The organism is Pseudomonas sp. 2hn, from assembly GCF_019646095.1.
GTDB lineage: Bacteria > Pseudomonadota > Gammaproteobacteria > Pseudomonadales > Pseudomonadaceae > Aquipseudomonas > Aquipseudomonas peradeniyensis.
Genome location: NZ_CP081016.1, coordinates 5,147,123 through 5,163,482, shown reverse-complemented (window position 1 = coordinate 5,163,482; position 16,360 = coordinate 5,147,123). Strand labels below are relative to the sequence as shown.

Here is a 16,360-nt window from a genome sequence, read left to right as displayed (position 1 = left end):
ATGCCAAAACGTACAGACATCAAAAGCATCCTGATTCTCGGCGCTGGCCCGATCGTGATCGGCCAGGCCTGTGAATTCGACTACTCCGGCGCCCAGGCCTGTAAAGCCCTGCGCGAGGAAGGTTTCCGCGTCATCCTGGTGAACTCCAACCCGGCCACCATCATGACCGACCCGGCCATGGCCGACGCCACCTACATCGAGCCGATCAAGTGGCAGTCGGTGGCCAAGATCATCGAGAAAGAGCGCCCGGACGCAGTGCTGCCGACCATGGGTGGCCAGACCGCACTGAACTGCGCCCTGGACCTGGAGCGCCACGGCGTTCTGGAAAAGTTCGGCGTGGAGATGATCGGTGCCAACGCCGACACCATCGACAAGGCCGAAGACCGTTCGCGCTTCGACAAGGCCATGAAAGACATCGGTCTGGAGTGCCCGCGTTCCGGTATCGCCCACAGCATGGAGGAGGCCAACGCAGTCCTCGAGAAGCTCGGCTTCCCATGCATCATCCGCCCATCGTTCACCATGGGCGGCACGGGCGGTGGTATCGCCTACAACCGTGAAGAGTTCGAAGAAATCTGCACCCGGGGTCTGGACCTGTCGCCGACCAAGGAACTGCTGATCGACGAATCGCTGATCGGCTGGAAGGAATACGAGATGGAGGTGGTCCGCGACAAGAAGGACAACTGCATCATCGTCTGCTCGATCGAGAACTTCGACCCGATGGGCGTGCACACCGGTGACTCGATCACCGTTGCTCCGGCACAGACCCTGACCGACAAGGAATACCAGATCATGCGCAACGCCTCGCTGGCGGTGTTGCGTGAAATCGGTGTCGAGACCGGCGGTTCCAACGTGCAGTTCGGTATCTGCCCGAACACCGGCCGCATGGTCGTGATCGAGATGAACCCGCGGGTTTCGCGTTCCTCGGCCCTGGCTTCCAAGGCCACCGGCTTCCCGATCGCCAAGATCGCTGCCAAGCTGGCCATCGGCTACACCCTCGACGAACTGCAGAACGACATCACCGGCGGCCGCACCCCGGCGTCCTTCGAGCCGTCGATCGACTACGTCGTTACCAAGCTGCCACGCTTCGCCTTCGAGAAATTCCCGAAAGCCGACGCCCGCCTGACCACCCAGATGAAATCCGTGGGTGAAGTCATGGCCATCGGCCGCACCTTCCAGGAATCCCTGCAGAAAGCCCTGCGCGGCCTGGAAGTCGGCGCCTGCGGCCTCGACCCGAAAGTCGACCTGGCCAGCCCGGAAGCCGCCAGCATCCTCAAGCGCGAACTGACCGTGCCGGGCGCCGAGCGCATCTGGTACGTCGCCGACGCCATGCGTTCGGGCATGACCATCGAGGAAATCTTTGCCCTGACCGGCATCGACCTGTGGTTCCTGGTGCAGATGGAAGACCTGATCAAGGAAGAAGAGAAGGTCAAGACCCTGGCCTTGTCGTCGATCGACAAGGACTACATGCTGCGCCTCAAGCGCAAGGGCTTCTCGGACCAGCGCCTGGCCAAGCTGCTCGGCATCACTGACAAGAACCTGCGCCGTCACCGCCACAAGCTGGAAGTGTTCCCGGTGTACAAGCGCGTCGACACCTGCGCCGCCGAGTTCGCCACCGACACCGCCTACCTGTACTCGACCTACGAGGAAGAGTGCGAGGCCAACCCGTCGACCCGCGACAAGATCATGATCCTGGGTGGCGGCCCGAACCGTATCGGCCAGGGCATCGAGTTCGACTACTGCTGCGTGCACGCCGCACTGGCGCTGCGTGAAGACGGTTACGAGACCATCATGGTCAACTGCAACCCGGAAACCGTCTCCACCGACTACGACACCTCCGACCGCCTGTACTTCGAGCCGCTGACCCTGGAAGACGTGCTGGAAGTCTGCCGCGTCGAGAAGCCGAAAGGCGTGATCGTCCACTACGGCGGCCAGACCCCGCTGAAACTGGCGCGTGCCCTGGAAGAAGCCGGCGTACCGATCATCGGTACCAGCCCGGACGCCATCGACCGCGCCGAAGACCGCGAGCGCTTCCAGCAGATGGTCCAGCGCCTGAACCTGCTGCAGCCGCCAAACGCCACCGTTCGCAGCGAAGACGAAGCCATCGCTGCCGCTGGCAAGATCGGCTACCCGCTGGTGGTTCGTCCGTCCTACGTGCTGGGCGGCCGCGCCATGGAGATCGTCTACGAGCTGGACGAGCTCAAGCGCTACCTGCGTGAAGCGGTACAGGTCTCCAACGACAGCCCGGTGCTGCTCGACCACTTCCTCAACTGCGCCATCGAGATGGACGTGGATGCGGTCTGCGACGGCACCGATGTGGTGATCGGCGCGATCATGCAGCACATCGAGCAGGCCGGTGTTCACTCCGGCGACTCGGCGTGCTCGCTGCCGCCTTACTCGCTGAGCCAGGAAGTGCAGGACGAAGTCCGCGTCCAGGTCAAGAAAATGGCCCTGGAGCTGGGCGTGGTCGGCCTGATGAACGTGCAGCTGGCCCTGCAGGGCGACAAGATCTACGTGATCGAGGTCAACCCGCGCGCCTCGCGTACCGTACCGTTCGTCTCCAAGTGCATCGGCACTTCCCTGGCGATGATCGCGGCTCGTGTCATGGCCGGCAAGACCCTGAAAGAGCTGGGCTTCACCCAGGAAATCATCCCGAACTTCTACAGCGTCAAGGAAGCCGTCTTCCCGTTCGCCAAGTTCCCGGGGGTTGACCCGATCCTCGGCCCTGAGATGAAATCGACCGGTGAAGTCATGGGCGTCGGCGACAGCTTCGGCGAAGCCTTCGCCAAGGCCCAGATGGGCGCCAGCGAAGTGCTGCCGACCGGCGGTACCGCGTTCATCAGCGTGCGCGACGACGACAAGCCGCAGGTGGCTGGCGTTGCCCGCGACCTGATCGCCCTGGGCTTCGAAGTGGTCGCCACCGCCGGCACCGCCAAGGTGATCGAAGCGGCCGGCCTGAAAGTGCGTCGCGTGAACAAGGTGACCGAGGGTCGTCCGCACGTGGTCGACATGATCAAGAACGACGAAGTGTCGCTGATCATCAACACCACCGAAGGCCGCCAGTCGATCGCCGACTCCTACTCGATTCGTCGCAATGCGTTGCAGCACAAGATCTACTGCACCACGACCATTGCGGCCGGTGAAGCCATCTGCGAGGCGCTGAAATTCGGTCCGGAAAAGACCGTTCGTCGCCTGCAGGATCTGCATGCAGGACTCAAAGCATGAGCATTACCAAGTACCCGATGACCGTCCAGGGCGCTCGCGCCCTGGAGGAAGAGCATCTGTTCCTGAGCAAGACCGAGCGCCCGCGCCTGAGCCAGGCGATCGGCGAGGCTCGCGAGCTGGGCGATCTCAAGGAAAACGCCGAATACCACGCCGCCCGCGAGGAGCAGGGCATGGTCGAGGCGCGCATCCGCGATATCGAAGGCCGTCTGCAGAACTCGGTGGTGATCGACGTCACCACCATCGCCCACACCGGCAAGGTAATCTTCGGCACCACCGTGGTGCTGGCGAACACCGAGACCGATGAAGAGGTGACCTACCAGATCGTCGGCGAAGACGAAGCCGACGTGAAGCAGGGCAAGCTCTCCAGCGGTGCGCCGATCGCCCGTGCCATCATCGGCAAGGAAGAAGGTGATACTGTCGTCGTCAAGACGCCAAGTGGCACGGTCGAGTACGAGATTGTCGAAGTCAAGCACATCTGACCGGCGCCTGCGGGCGCCATCCCTCGAGGGGATCCTCTGGCAACTGGCCCAGGTGTTCTGGGTCGGCGGCCTGTGGGTGTTCCATGTGGGGCTGGTGCCGGCGCTCAAGGTCAGCGGCCTGGCGCCACTGTTGGTGCACGACGTGGCTGCGCAGATCGACCGCTGGTTGATTGGCGTGGCCATGCTCGGGTTGTTGACCCAGTTGGCGGTGCTGGCGAGGGTGGATGGCCTGGCGGCCTGGTGGCGGCAGTTCCGCGGCCAGATGCTGCTGCTCGGCTTCGGCGCCTGCGTCAGCTACTACACGCTGCGCTACGGGATTTCGGTGGGCGAGCGGTGGCAGATGTTCTGCTTCCTGGTGCTGGGCTTCTCCGGCATTGTGCTGGTGGCCCAGCCGGTCCCGGTCAGGGCTCGGCGCTAGTCGAAGTGTGACGCGGCCTTTGTAGGAGCGGCCTTGTGCCGCGAAAGGGCTGCGAAGCGGCCCCAGGTATCAGCTTCGCTGCAGATATTACCGGGGCCGCTTTGCGGCCCTTTCGCGGCACAAGGCCGCTCCTACATGGGTATGCGCTGTCCTGGACGTTACTTGTAACGGTGAATGTTGGACAGCTGCTTGTTCGGTTGCGGGTTCTTGCGGTAGATCAGCGCTTTCTTGCCGATGGTCTGCACCAGTTCGGCGCGGCCGGCCTTGCACAGCGCGGCGATGGTCTCGGCGCGCTCCTCGCGATCTTCCGAGCGAATCTCGACCTTGATCAGCTCATGGTCGACCAGGGCGCGCTCCAGTTCGGCGATCACGCCTTCATTCAAACCGTTGCCAGCAACGATCAGGACCGGCTTCAGGTCATGACCAATGGACTTGTATTGCTTCTTCTGCTCGTTATTGAGCGGCATAATCTGACCCTTTTCGTCTGATTCTGTAAAATTGACGGGCATTTTACCCGAGGGCCTGTGGCTCCGCCCAGTCAAACACGACGCATATCATCGAGGTGCCCCGTGGTACAACGTTCCAAAAGCAGCGCAAACTGGCTGCGCGAACATTTCAACGATCCTTTCGTCAAGCAGGCGCAGAAGGATGGCTACCGCTCGCGCGCGAGCTACAAGCTGCTGGAGATCCAGGAGAAAGACCGCCTGATCCGTCCCGGCATGAGCGTGATCGACCTCGGTGCGGCTCCCGGTGGCTGGTCGCAGGTGACCAGTCGTCTGATTGGCGGCCAGGGCCGGCTGATCGCCTCGGACATCCTGGAAATGGACTCGATCCCCGATGTCACCTTCATCCAGGGCGACTTCACCCAGGACGAAGTGCTGCAGCAGATCCTGCAGGCGGTCGGCGATTCGCACGTCGACCTTGTGATTTCCGATATGGCCCCCAATATGAGTGGTACGCCTGCGGTGGACATGCCGCGCGCCATGTTCCTCTGCGAACTGGCCCTGGATCTGGCGACCCGCGTGCTCAAGCCCGGCGGAGATTTCCTGATCAAGATTTTCCAGGGCGAGGGCTTCGACATGTACCTCAAGGACGTGCGCAGCAAGTTCGACAAGGTGCAGATGCGCAAGCCGTCGTCCTCGCGAGACCGTTCCCGTGAACAGTACCTGTTGGGCAAGGGTTTCAAGGGCGCATGAAAGGCGTATTGCGGGGTTGCCGATAGTTATTTCCAATCGGCCGCCCCGTCTGGATCGTCCGAACTTCGTGTAGTCTAGCTTTCACAAAGGGTTACAGACGGTGCCTGCGGATGCGTGGGTAATGTAGTAAGTTAGGGCGATGAATATCATGCGAGGCACGGCTGCGTCGTGCGCCGGCCTCAGAGGGTAGCGAATTGAACGACATGGCAAAGAATCTGATCCTGTGGTTGATCATCGCCGCCGTCCTGGTGACGGTGATGAACAACTTCTCCAGCCCTAACGAGCCGCAGACCCTCAACTATTCCGACTTCATCCAGCAGGTCAAGGATGGCAAGGTCGAGCGCGTGACCGTCGACGGCTACATCATTACCGGCAAGCGCACCGATGGCGACAACTTCAAGACCGTGCGCCCGGCCATTACCGACAACGGCCTGATCGGCGACCTGGTGGACAACCACGTCACCGTCGAAGGCAAGCAGCCTGAGCAGCAGAGCATCTGGACCCAGTTGCTGGTCGCCAGCTTCCCGATCCTGGTGATCATCGCCGTGTTCATGTTCTTCATGCGCCAGATGCAGGGCGGTGCCGGTGGCAAGGGCGGGCCGATGAGCTTTGGCAAGAGCAAGGCGCGCCTGCTGTCCGAAGACCAGGTGAAAACCACTCTGGCCGACGTCGCAGGCTGCGACGAGGCCAAGGAAGAAGTGGGCGAACTGGTCGAGTTCCTGCGCGACCCGGGCAAGTTCCAGCGCCTGGGTGGCCGCATCCCTCGTGGCGTGCTGATGGTCGGCCCGCCCGGTACCGGTAAGACCCTGCTGGCCAAGGCCATTGCCGGTGAAGCCAAGGTGCCGTTCTTCACCATCTCCGGTTCCGATTTCGTCGAGATGTTCGTCGGCGTGGGTGCCAGCCGTGTTCGCGACATGTTCGAACAGGCCAAGAAGCACGCACCGTGCATCATCTTCATTGACGAGATCGACGCCGTCGGTCGCCACCGTGGCGCCGGCATGGGTGGCGGTCACGACGAGCGTGAGCAGACCCTGAACCAATTGCTGGTCGAGATGGACGGCTTCGAGATGAACGATGGCATCATCGTCATCGCCGCCACCAACCGTCCCGACGTGCTCGACCCGGCGCTGCTGCGTCCCGGCCGCTTCGACCGGCAGGTTGTGGTCGGCCTGCCGGATATCCGTGGTCGTGAACAGATCCTCAAGGTGCACATGCGCAAAGTGCCGGTCGGCGAGAACGTCAACGCGGCGGTCATCGCCCGTGGTACGCCGGGCTTCTCCGGTGCCGACCTGGCCAACCTGGTCAACGAGGCGTCGCTGTTCGCCGCCCGAGCCAGCAAGCGCCTGGTCGAGATGAAGGAATTCGAACTGGCCAAGGACAAGATCATGATGGGCGCCGAGCGCAAGACCATGGTCATGTCCGAAAAAGAGAAGCAGAACACCGCCTACCACGAGGCGGGCCACGCCATCGTCGGTCGCGTCGTTCCCGAGCACGACCCGGTCTACAAGGTCTCGATCATTCCCCGTGGCCGTGCCCTGGGCGTGACCATGTTCCTGCCGGAAGAGGACCGCTACAGCCTGTCCAAGCGCGCGCTGATCAGCCAGATCTGCTCGCTGTACGGTGGCCGTATCGCCGAAGAGATGACCCTGGGCTTCGACGGTGTCACCACCGGCGCCTCCAACGACATCATGCGCGCCAGCCAGATTGCCCGGAACATGGTCACCAAGTGGGGCCTGTCCGAGAAACTCGGCCCGCTGATGTACGCCGAAGAGGAGGGCGAGGTGTTCCTCGGTCGCAGCGCGGCGAGCCAGCACGCCAGCGTCTCGGGCGAGACTGCCAAGATGATCGACTCCGAGGTGCGCAGCATCATCGATCAGTGCTACGCCACGGCCAAGCAGATCCTTACCGACAACCGCGACAAGCTCGACGCGATGGCCGAGGCCTTGATGAAGTACGAAACCATCGATGCCGACCAGATCGACGACATCATGGCTGGCCGTACCCCGCGCGAGCCGCGTGACTGGGACAATGATTCCGGTACCTCCGGCAACCAGGCTTCCCAGGACGATCGTCCGGAATCGCCGATCGGCGGTCCAGCGGCTCAACACTAAGGGTATCTATGAGCTTGACGCAGTACCCGACCCGGTTGCCTTGCGGCAACCGGGTTCTTGATTTGTCCCGTACCCATGTCATGGGTATCCTCAACGTCACCCCAGACTCGTTCTCCGATGGTGGGCGCTTCAGCCAGCGCGATGCGGCCTTGCGCCATGCCGAGGAGATGGTAGCGGCCGGTGCGACCCTGATCGACGTAGGTGGCGAGTCCACCCGTCCGGGGGCGCGTGCGGTATCGCCCATCGAGGAATTGGAGCGCGTGGCGCCAATTGTCGAGGCGATCAGCAGTCGGCTCGATGTGATCATCTCGGTCGACACCTCGACGCCTTCGGTCATGCGCGAGACGGCCCGCCTTGGCGCAGGGTTGATCAACGATGTGCGCGCCCTGGAGCGCGATGGTGCGCTCGATGCGGCGGCCGATAGCGGCCTGCCGGTGTGCTTGATGCATATGCGTGGCGAGCCGGGCACCATGCAGGACAATCCGCAGTACGAGGATGTGACAGCCGATGTAACGCGCTATCTTGAACTGCGCATGGCCGCCTGCGCGGCGGCCGGCATCGGGGCTGAGCGCATCATCCTCGACCCTGGGTTCGGCTTTGCCAAGACCCTTGAGCATAACCTCAGCCTGTTCAAGCACATGGAAGCGCTCTATCGCCTGGGGCGGCCACTCTTGGTGGGTGTCTCGCGCAAGAGCATGATCGGCCTCGCGCTGGACCGTCCGGTCGGCGAGCGGCTCTACGGTAGTCTGGCCCTGGCCGCCCTGGCCATGACCAAGGGCGCAAGCATCCTGCGGGTACACGACGTCACCGAAACCGTCGATGTCGTGCGCATGATCGCTGCGGTCCAGAGCGCCGAATAAGAACATTGGAGTCACTATGAGCAGAAAATACTTTGGTACCGATGGTATCCGTGGCCGCGTAGGTCAATTCCCGATCACCCCGGACTTCATGCTGAAACTCGGCTGGGCCGCCGGCATGGCCTTCCGCAAGCAGGGCAACTGCCGCGTGTTGGTGGGCAAGGACACGCGGATCTCCGGCTACATGTTCGAATCCGCGCTCGAGGCGGGCCTGTCCGCAGCCGGCGCCGACGTGATGCTGCTCGGCCCTATGCCGACGCCGGCCATCGCCTACCTGACCCGCACCTTCCATGCTGAGGCCGGTATCGTCATCAGCGCCTCGCACAACCCCCATGACGACAATGGCATCAAGTTCTTCTCCGGTGCCGGCACCAAGCTGCCGGACGAAGTCGAGCTGATGATCGAGGAGCTGCTCGACCAGCCGATGAATGTCGTCGAGTCCAGCAAGCTGGGCAAGGTCTCGCGCATCAATGACGCGGCGGGCCGCTACATCGAGTTCTGCAAGAGCAGCGTGCCCAGCAGTACCAGCTTCGAAGGTCTGAAGGTCGTCGTGGACTGCGCCCATGGCGCCACCTACAAGGTCGCGCCGAGCGTGTTCCGTGAGTTGGGGGCTGACGTCACCGTGCTGCACGCCGCCCCGGATGGTCTGAACATCAACGAGAACTGCGGTTCGACCCATATCGAGTCGCTGCAGGCGGCAGTCCTGGTCGGGCATGCGGATCTCGGTATCGCCTTCGACGGCGACGGCGACCGCGTGCTGATGGTCGATCACACCGGCGCCATCGTCGACGGTGACGAACTGCTGTTCATCATCGGTCGCGACATGCAGGAGCGTGGCAAGCTGCAGGGCGGCGTGGTCGGTACCCTGATGAGCAACCTGGGCCTGGAACTGGCGTTCAAGGAACTGGATATCCCGTTCGTGCGGGCCAAGGTGGGCGACCGCTATGTCATGGCCGAACTGCTCGAACGCGAGTGGCTGCTGGGTGGCGAAAATTCCGGTCATGTCGTTTGTGGCAGTCACACCACCACCGGCGATGCGATCATCGCCGCGCTGCAGGTGCTGATGGCGCTGAAACGTCGCGGCGAAAACCTTGCCCAGGCCCGCCAGGCCGTGCGCAAGTGCCCTCAGGTGCTGATCAACGTACGCTTCGCGGCCGGCAAGAGCGACCCGCTGGAGAACCCCCTGGTCAAGGAAGCCAGCGCCAAGGCCACCGAGGCCATGGCTGGTCGTGGGCGGGTGCTGCTGCGCAAGTCCGGTACCGAGCCGCTGGTGCGGGTGATGGTCGAGGGCGACGACGAAAACCAGGTACGTGGCCATGCCGAGGCCCTGGCCAAGCTGGTCGAAGAAGTTTGTGCCTGAAAGAGGCTTGCCAGCGCAGATCGGGTTGGGTAAGATCTGCGCCCACTTTGACCGACGAGGTAAAGCATGCGTCGCCCCATGGTAGCTGGTAACTGGAAGATGCACGGTACCCGCGCCAGCGTCGCTGAGCTGACTCAGGGCTTGGGCGAAATGCTCATTCCCGACGGTATCGAAGTCGCGGTGTTCCCGCCGGCCCTGTTCATCAACGAAGTGGTTGATGGGCTAAAAGGCAAGGGGATCATCGTTGGAGCACAGAATTCTGCGGTACAGCCTGAACAAGGCGCGCTGACCGGCGAAGTTGCACCGAGTCAGTTGGCTGAAGTCGGTTGCAAGTATGTATTGATTGGGCATTCCGAGCGTCGCCAGATTATTGGTGAAAGTGACGAAGTGCTGAATCAGAAGTTTGCAGCCGCTCAGAAAAGTGGTTTGACGCCAGTGCTGTGTATAGGGGAAACTCTTGCAGAGCGCGAGGCAGGTGAGACGCTCGAAGTTGTAGGGCGTCAACTAAGCAGTGTTATCGACGTGTTCGGTATCAAGGCTTTCGCCAATGCGGTTATTGCCTATGAGCCTGTTTGGGCCATTGGTACTGGTTTGACGGCCTCGCCACAGCAAGCCCAGGATGTGCATGCAGCCATCCGCAAGCAGTTGGCGGCGAAGGACGCCGAAGTTGCAGAAAATGTGCAACTTCTCTACGGCGGCAGCGTGAAGGCGGCCAATGCGGCTGAACTGTTCGGCATGCCGGATATCGATGGGGGGCTCATTGGTGGAGCGTCCCTGAACGCAGACGAATTCGGTGCAATTTGTCGCGCCGCAGGAAACTGAACAAATGCTGGAAACAGTCGTAGTTGTTTTTCATCTGTTGGCAGCGTTGGCACTGGTTGTAATGGTGCTGCTGCAACAGGGTAAAGGTGCGGAAGCGGGTGCATCTTTCGGCGCAGGTGCTTCAAATACTGTGTTCGGAAGCCAAGGTTCCGCTACCTTTTTGAGTAAAGTTACTGCTATACTTGCTGCCACTTTCTTTTTGACTGCACTTGGGTTAGGATACTTCGCCAAGCAGCAGGCTCACCAGCTGACTCAAGCTGGTCTGCCAGATCCAGCAGTGCTGGAAGTCAAAGAGCCAAAGCCGGCAGTCAATGATGATGTACCGGTGCTCCAGCAGCAGAAGAGCGAAACCACCAACTCTGGTGACGTACCTCCTCCAGCCAAAGAGCAGCAGTAACGGGTTTCAAGAAGTAGTATTGCCGAGGTGGTGGAATTGGTAGACACGCAACCTTGAGGTGGTTGTGCCCATAGGGTGTAGGGGTTCGAGTCCCCTTCTCGGTACCAATTGAAGCATGAGAGCCCGCTTTAGCGGGCTTTCTTGCAGGTGGAGGTCGGATTGACCCAGCAAAGGGTTCAGTCTTATACTTTCGCCCCAGCTTTGTCGCGGGGTGGAGCAGCTTGGTAGCTCGTCGGGCTCATAACCCGAAGGTCGTTGGTTCAAATCCAGCCCCCGCAACCAGCTTCAGCAGAGCCCCTTTTCAGGGGCTTTTTGCTAGCCGAACAGTTTTCGGCGCCGTTGTCCAACGGCGCTTTCAGGGATGGGCGCTTCGCCCATTTTTTATTTGCACAGCATGCACGAGGGGGTTCAGGTGTCGAGCAAGCTAGAACAGTTGCAGGCCTTGTTGGCCCCGGTGGTCGAGGGCCTGGGCTACCAATGCTGGGGGATCGAATACGTCTCCCAAGGCAAGCATTCGGTACTGCGTATCTACATCGACAAGGAAGGCGGGATTCTGGTGGACGACTGCGAAGCCGTCAGCCGTCAGGCAAGCGCCATTCTCGATGTGGAAGATCCGATCAGCTCTGAATATACCCTCGAGGTGTCCTCTCCAGGCATGGACCGCCCGCTGTTCACCTTAGAACAGTTTGCTGCGCATGCCGGCGAGCAGGTGAAGATCAAGCTGCGTACGCCCTTCGAGGGCCGTCGTAACTTCCAGGGCCTCCTCCGCGGTGTGGAGGAGCAGGATGTGGTGGTGCAGGTAGACCAGCACGAGTTCCTGTTGCCGATCGACTCGATCGACAAGGCCAATATTATTCCCAGTTTTGACTGAGACGTGCCGGGCCCGGTGAAAGATCCGGGGCCAATGGCTTGCGCAAGGCGAGGCGTACGATGAGCAAAGAAGTACTGCTGGTTGTTGAATCGGTATCCAACGAAAAGGGTGTACCGCCCGGCGTCATTTTCGAAGCGCTGGAAGTGGCCCTGGCTACTGCAACCAAAAAGCGTTTTGAAGACGAAGTCGACCTGCGTGTGGAAATCAACCGCCACACCGGTAGCTACGAGACCTTCCGTCGCTGGACGGTCGTCGAAGAAGCGGATCTGGATGATCCGGCAATCGAGGTCTGGCCAGCAAAGATTCAGGAAAGTCATCCTGAAGCCAAAGTTGGCGACGTGATCGAAGAGAAGATCGAGTCGATCGAATTCGGCCGCATTGCTGCGCAAACCGCCAAGCAAGTCATCGTGCAGAAGGTTCGCGAAGCTGAGCGCGCCCAGGTGGTCGATGCTTACCGCGAGCGCGTGGGCGAAATCATCTCCGGTACCGTCAAGAAAGTTACCCGCGACAACGTCATCGTCGACCTGGGCAACAACGCCGAAGCGCTGCTGGCCCGCGAAGACATCATTCCCCGTGAGACCTTCCGTGTCGGCGTACGCCTGCGTGCGCTGCTCAAGGAAATCCGCACCGAGAACCGCGGTCCTCAGCTGATCCTGTCGCGCACCGCGCCGCAGATGCTGATCGAGCTGTTCCGCATCGAAGTGCCGGAAATCGCCGAAGGCCTCATCGAAGTCATGGCCGCCTCCCGTGATCCGGGGTCGCGCGCCAAGATCGCCGTCCGCTCCAAGGACAAGCGCATCGACCCGCAAGGCGCCTGCATCGGCATGCGTGGTTCGCGCGTCCAGGCCGTATCCGGCGAGCTGGGTGGCGAGCGTGTGGATATCGTCCTGTGGGACGAGAACCCGGCGCAGTTCGTCATCAACGCCATGTCGCCGGCAGAAGTTGCCGCGATCATCGTTGATGAAGATGCCCATGCAATGGACATCGCCGTGGCCGAGGACAACCTGGCGCAAGCCATCGGACGTGGCGGCCAGAACGTCCGCCTGGCCAGCCAGCTGACTGCCTGGACCCTGAACGTGATGACCGAGAAGGACATCCAGGCCAAGCAACAGGCTGAGACCGGCGACATCCTGCGCAACTTCATCGAGGAACTGGAAGTCGACGAGGAGCTGGCACAAGTGCTGGTCGACGAAGGCTTCACCAGCCTCGAAGAAATTGCCTACGTACCGTTGGAAGAAATGCTCAACATCGATGGCTTTGACGAGGATATCGTCAATGAGCTCCGCGCTCGAGCCAAGGACCGTTTGTTGACCAAGGCCATCGCTACCGAAGAAAAACTGGCAGACGCCCATCCGGCTGAAGACCTGCTCTCCCTCGAGGGCATGGACAAGGACCTGGCGGCGGAACTGGCGGTGCGCGGCGTGGTTAACCGCGAAGACCTGGCCGAGCAGTCGATTGACGACCTGCTCGACATCGACGGCATCGACGAAGAGCGTGCCGGCAAGTTGATCATGGCCGCCCGAGCCCACTGGTTCGAGTAATTAGGCGCGGCCTGAGGAGAGAAGTGCATGACGCAAGTCACGGTGAAAGAACTGGCCCAAGAGGTCGAGGCACCGGTAGAGCGCCTGCTGCAGCAGATGCGTGAGGCAGGTCTGCCGCACACCGACGCCGGTCAGGTAGTGACCGACAATGAGAAGCAGACCCTGCTGACTCATTTGAAGAGCAGCCACAAGAGCAAGGCGGAAGAGCCGCGCAAGATCACCTTGCAGCGCAAGACCACCAGCACTCTGCGTGTCGCCGGTAGCAAGAGCATCAGCGTAGAAGTACGCAAGAAGAAAGTATTCGTGCAGCGCAGCCCGGAAGAGATCCAGGCTGAGCAGAAGCGTGAGCAGGAAGAACGCCGCGCCGCTGAAAATGCCGCCCGCGAAAAGGTTGAAGCCGAAGTTCGCCAGCGCAACGAGGAGCAGGCACGCCGTCAGGCTGCCGAGGCCCCGGCCGCCGCGCCAGCGCCGAAGGCCGAGCCTGCCCCGGTTGCTGCCCCGGTAGTGGCCAACGCGCCGGTGTCCGAAGACGCCGCCGCCCGTGCCGCCGAGCGCAAGAAAGACGAGACCCGTCGCAACGAAAGCCGTACCCGTGATGACGATCGTCGCGGTGGTGGCCAGGCTGCGGCCGGTCGTGGCGAAGCGCCGCGCATGTCGGTCAAGGTCAAGGTCAAGGAGAAGGAAAAGGCTCCGACTCCGCGCGCTGCACCTCGCACCACCGACGAAGAAAGCGATGGCTTCCGTCGTGGCCGCGGTGGCAAGGGCAAGGGCAAGAAGCGCAATGCGCACGGCTTCCAGAGCCCGACCGGTCCGGTCATTCGTGACGTGACCATCGGCGAGACCATTACCGTCTCGGAACTGGCGCAACAGATGTCGGTCAAGGCCGCTGAAGTCGTCAAGTTCATGTTCAAGCTGGGCACCCCGGTCACCATCAACCAGGTGCTTGACCAGGAAACCGCTCAGCTGGTTGCCGAAGAGCTGGGCCACAAGGTCACCCTGGTCAGCGACACTGCCCTGGAAGACTCCCTGGCCGAATCGCTGAAGTTCGAAGGTGAGACCACCTCGCGTGCTCCGGTCGTGACCGTCATGGGCCACGTCGACCACGGCAAGACCTCGCTGCTCGACTACATCCGTCGTGCCAAGGTGGCCGCTGGCGAAGCCGGTGGTATTACCCAGCACATCGGTGCCTACCACGTCGAAACCGACCGTGGCATGGTCACCTTCCTCGACACCCCGGGCCACGCTGCGTTTACCCAGATGCGTGCCCGTGGTGCCAAGGCGACCGACATCGTCATCCTGGTGGTGGCGGCGGACGACGGCGTGATGCCGCAGACCCGCGAAGCCGTTCAGCACGCGAAAGCGGCTGGCGTTCCGCTGGTTGTCGCCGTGAACAAGATCGACAAGCCGGGTGCCGACCTCGATCGCATCCGTAACGAGCTGTCGGTCGAAGGCGTGACCTCCGAGGACTGGGGTGGTGACACGCCGTTCGTCAAGGTTTCGGCGAAGATGGGTACCGGCGTCGACGAACTGCTCGAAGCTGTCCTGCTGCAGGCCGAGATCCTCGAACTCAAGGCCACTCCGACCGCTCCTGGTCGTGGTGTCGTGGTCGAGTCGCGCCTGGACAAGGGCCGTGGCCCGGTGGCCACCATCCTGGTTCAGGACGGTACCCTGCGTCAGGGCGACATGGTCCTGGTCGGCTCCAACTATGGCCGCGTGCGCGCCATGCTCGACGAGAACGGCAAGCCTGTGAAGGAAGCCGGCCCGTCGATCCCGGTCGAGATCCTTGGCCTGGACGGTACGCCGGACGCTGGCGAAGAGATGTCGGTGGTTGCTGACGAGAAGAAAGCGCGTGAAGTTGCGCTGTTCCGTCAAGGCAAGTTCCGCGAGGTCAAGCTGGCCCGTGCTCACGCCGGCAAGCTGGAAAACATCTTCGAGACCATGGGTCAGGAAGAGAAGAAGACCCTCAACATCGTCCTCAAGACCGATGTGCGTGGTTCCCTCGAAGCGCTGCAGGGTTCGCTCGGCAGCCTGGGCAACGACGAAGTTCAGGTACGCGTCATTGGTGGCGGCGTCGGTGGTATCACCGAGAGCGACGCCAACCTGGCACTGGCCTCGAACGCGGTGCTGTTCGGCTTCAACGTGCGTGCCGATGCCGGTGCGCGCAAGATCGTCGAGCAGGAAGGTCTGGATATGCGTTACTACAACGTGATCTACGACATCATCGAAGACGTCAAGAAGGCCCTGACCGGCATGCTCGGCAGCGATGTTCGCGAGAACATCCTGGGTGTCGCCGAAGTCCGCGATGTGTTCCGCTCGCCGAAGTTCGGCGCCATCGCTGGCTGTATGGTCATCGAAGGTACCGTGTACCGCAACCGTCCGATCCGCGTACTGCGCGATGACGTGGTGATCTTCGAAGGCGAACTGGAATCGCTGCGTCGCTTCAAGGACGATGCCTCCGAAGTGCGTAACGGCATGGAGTGTGGTATTGGCGTCAAGAGCTACAACGACGTCAAGGTCGGCGACAAGATCGAAGTCTTCGAGAAAGTCCAGGTGGCTCGTACCCTGTAAGGGGCGAGCATGGCGCAGGCCCCGTCGCAAGGCGGCTGGCGGCGCCTCACAAGGTAGCGCCCGGTCAGGCTTCAGCCTGACCGGGCGTTTGCCGCTTTACGTTACAGGTAGCAAGAATGGCAAAAGAATACAGCCGTACCCAACGTATCGGTGATCAGATGCAGCGTGAGCTGGCAGAGCTGATCCGCCGTGAAGTCAAAGACCCGCGTGTCGGTCTGGTGACCATCACCGCCGTCGACGTCAGCCGTGACCTGGGCCATGCCAAGGTGTTCATCACCGTGATGGGCCAGGACGGGACCGACGCCGTGCCGCAGACCCTCAAGGCGCTGACCAGTGCCGCGAGCTTCCTGCGCCTGCATCTGGGCCGCGTCATGCAGCTGCGCAGCGTGCCGCAGTTGCACTTCCACTTCGATGAGAGCGTCAGCCGTGGTGTCCACCTGTCGGCACTGATCGAACGTGCGGTGGCCGAAGACCGCCTGCACAAGGATGCCGACGAGCTGGACGCCAAGGAGTAAGCG

The 16,360-nt window shown here is 61.8% G+C and carries 14 protein-coding genes and 2 tRNA genes; 15 read left to right on the top strand and 1 reads right to left on the bottom strand.

Going from position 1 to position 16,360, the window contains the following annotated elements; all coding sequences use genetic code 11:
* Genes carB through K2O50_RS23325 form a run of 3 tightly spaced genes read left to right on the top strand, consistent with a single transcriptional unit; the run spans position 1 to position 4,119 of the window.
* Positions 1–3,222 (top strand): carbamoyl-phosphate synthase large subunit, encoded by a 3,222-nt coding sequence (gene carB, locus K2O50_RS23335; RefSeq protein WP_050706992.1) that lies wholly within the window; start codon positions 1–3, stop codon positions 3,220–3,222.
* Positions 3,219–3,701 (top strand): transcription elongation factor GreA, encoded by a 483-nt coding sequence (gene greA, locus K2O50_RS23330; protein WP_011532131.1) that lies wholly within the window; start codon positions 3,219–3,221, stop codon positions 3,699–3,701. Before carB ends, greA begins: the two co-directional genes overlap by 4 nt.
* Positions 3,679–4,119 (top strand): hypothetical protein, encoded by a 441-nt coding sequence (locus K2O50_RS23325; RefSeq protein WP_011532132.1) that lies wholly within the window; start codon positions 3,679–3,681, stop codon positions 4,117–4,119. Before greA ends, K2O50_RS23325 begins: the two co-directional genes overlap by 23 nt.
* A 158-nt stretch (positions 4,120–4,277) precedes the next feature.
* Here K2O50_RS23325 and yhbY read toward each other — a convergent pair whose 3' ends face one another.
* Positions 4,278–4,586, bottom strand: coding sequence for a ribosome assembly RNA-binding protein YhbY (gene yhbY, locus K2O50_RS23320; protein ID WP_050706991.1), 309 nt, complete (start codon positions 4,584–4,586; stop codon positions 4,278–4,280).
* A gap of 102 nt (positions 4,587–4,688) precedes the next feature.
* Between yhbY and rlmE the strand changes: the two genes are divergently transcribed.
* The 12 genes from rlmE to rbfA all read left to right on the top strand — a co-directional run bounded on the left by rlmE (position 4,689) and on the right by rbfA (position 16,357).
* Positions 4,689–5,315: a 23S rRNA (uridine(2552)-2'-O)-methyltransferase RlmE gene (gene rlmE / locus K2O50_RS23315; RefSeq protein WP_011532133.1), complete on the top strand. Its 627-nt coding sequence runs from the start codon at positions 4,689–4,691 to the stop codon at positions 5,313–5,315.
* Between the two features lie 203 nt (positions 5,316–5,518).
* Positions 5,519–7,426 carry an ATP-dependent zinc metalloprotease FtsH gene (gene ftsH / locus K2O50_RS23310; RefSeq protein WP_028691259.1) on the top strand — a complete coding sequence of 636 codons (1,908 nt, stop codon included), beginning with the start codon at positions 5,519–5,521 and terminating at the stop codon, positions 7,424–7,426.
* An 8-nt stretch (positions 7,427–7,434) separates the two neighbouring features.
* Positions 7,435–8,286: a dihydropteroate synthase gene (folP, locus tag K2O50_RS23305; RefSeq protein ID WP_050706990.1), complete on the top strand. Its 852-nt coding sequence runs from the start codon at positions 7,435–7,437 to the stop codon at positions 8,284–8,286.
* 16 nt (positions 8,287–8,302) lie between these two features.
* Positions 8,303–9,643: a phosphoglucosamine mutase gene (gene glmM, locus K2O50_RS23300; protein WP_050706989.1), complete on the top strand. Its 1,341-nt coding sequence runs from the start codon at positions 8,303–8,305 to the stop codon at positions 9,641–9,643.
* 66 nt (positions 9,644–9,709) lie between these two features.
* Positions 9,710–10,465 (top strand): triose-phosphate isomerase, encoded by a 756-nt coding sequence (gene tpiA, locus K2O50_RS23295; protein ID WP_050706988.1) that lies wholly within the window; start codon positions 9,710–9,712, stop codon positions 10,463–10,465.
* A gap of 4 nt (positions 10,466–10,469) precedes the next feature.
* The gene (secG, locus tag K2O50_RS23290) at positions 10,470–10,862 is read left to right on the top strand and encodes a preprotein translocase subunit SecG (protein ID WP_028691255.1); all 393 of its coding nucleotides are present in this window, start codon (positions 10,470–10,472) and stop codon (positions 10,860–10,862) included.
* 21 nt (positions 10,863–10,883) lie between these two features.
* Positions 10,884–10,969 (top strand) — tRNA-Leu (locus tag K2O50_RS23285).
* A 98-nt stretch (positions 10,970–11,067) separates the two neighbouring features.
* Positions 11,068–11,144: transfer RNA gene (locus K2O50_RS23280), tRNA-Met, on the top strand.
* 130 nt (positions 11,145–11,274) lie between these two features.
* Entirely contained in the window at positions 11,275–11,733 is a 459-nt protein-coding gene (gene rimP, locus K2O50_RS23275; RefSeq protein WP_050707011.1) for a ribosome maturation factor RimP, read from the top strand.
* A 59-nt stretch (positions 11,734–11,792) separates the two neighbouring features.
* Positions 11,793–13,274 carry a transcription termination factor NusA gene (gene nusA / locus K2O50_RS23270; RefSeq protein WP_050706987.1) on the top strand — a complete coding sequence of 494 codons (1,482 nt, stop codon included), beginning with the start codon at positions 11,793–11,795 and terminating at the stop codon, positions 13,272–13,274.
* Positions 13,275–13,301: 27 nt separating this feature from the next.
* Entirely contained in the window at positions 13,302–15,842 is a 2,541-nt protein-coding gene (gene infB / locus K2O50_RS23265) for a translation initiation factor IF-2 (RefSeq protein ID WP_050706986.1), read from the top strand.
* A gap of 116 nt (positions 15,843–15,958) precedes the next feature.
* On the top strand, positions 15,959–16,357 hold the full coding sequence (gene rbfA, locus K2O50_RS23260) for a 30S ribosome-binding factor RbfA (protein WP_050706985.1): 399 nt from the start codon (positions 15,959–15,961) through the stop codon (positions 16,355–16,357).
* The last annotated feature ends 3 nt before the right edge of the window (positions 16,358–16,360 follow it).

Coding starts and splice junctions, on each gene's coding strand:
- folP (WP_050706990.1), top strand. CDS start 7,435: ATGAGCTTGACGCAGTACCCGACCCGGTTGCCTTGCGGCAACCGGGTT.
- glmM (WP_050706989.1), top strand. CDS start 8,303: ATGAGCAGAAAATACTTTGGTACCGATGGTATCCGTGGCCGCGTAGGT.
- rbfA (WP_050706985.1), top strand. CDS start 15,959: ATGGCAAAAGAATACAGCCGTACCCAACGTATCGGTGATCAGATGCAG.
- carB (WP_050706992.1), top strand. CDS start 1: ATGCCAAAACGTACAGACATCAAAAGCATCCTGATTCTCGGCGCTGGC.
- tpiA (WP_050706988.1), top strand. CDS start 9,710: ATGCGTCGCCCCATGGTAGCTGGTAACTGGAAGATGCACGGTACCCGC.
- yhbY (WP_050706991.1), bottom strand. CDS start 4,586: ATGCCGCTCAATAACGAGCAGAAGAAGCAATACAAGTCCATTGGTCAT.
- ftsH (WP_028691259.1), top strand. CDS start 5,519: ATGGCAAAGAATCTGATCCTGTGGTTGATCATCGCCGCCGTCCTGGTG.
- nusA (WP_050706987.1), top strand. CDS start 11,793: ATGAGCAAAGAAGTACTGCTGGTTGTTGAATCGGTATCCAACGAAAAG.
- secG (WP_028691255.1), top strand. CDS start 10,470: ATGCTGGAAACAGTCGTAGTTGTTTTTCATCTGTTGGCAGCGTTGGCA.
- greA (WP_011532131.1), top strand. CDS start 3,219: ATGAGCATTACCAAGTACCCGATGACCGTCCAGGGCGCTCGCGCCCTG.
- infB (WP_050706986.1), top strand. CDS start 13,302: ATGACGCAAGTCACGGTGAAAGAACTGGCCCAAGAGGTCGAGGCACCG.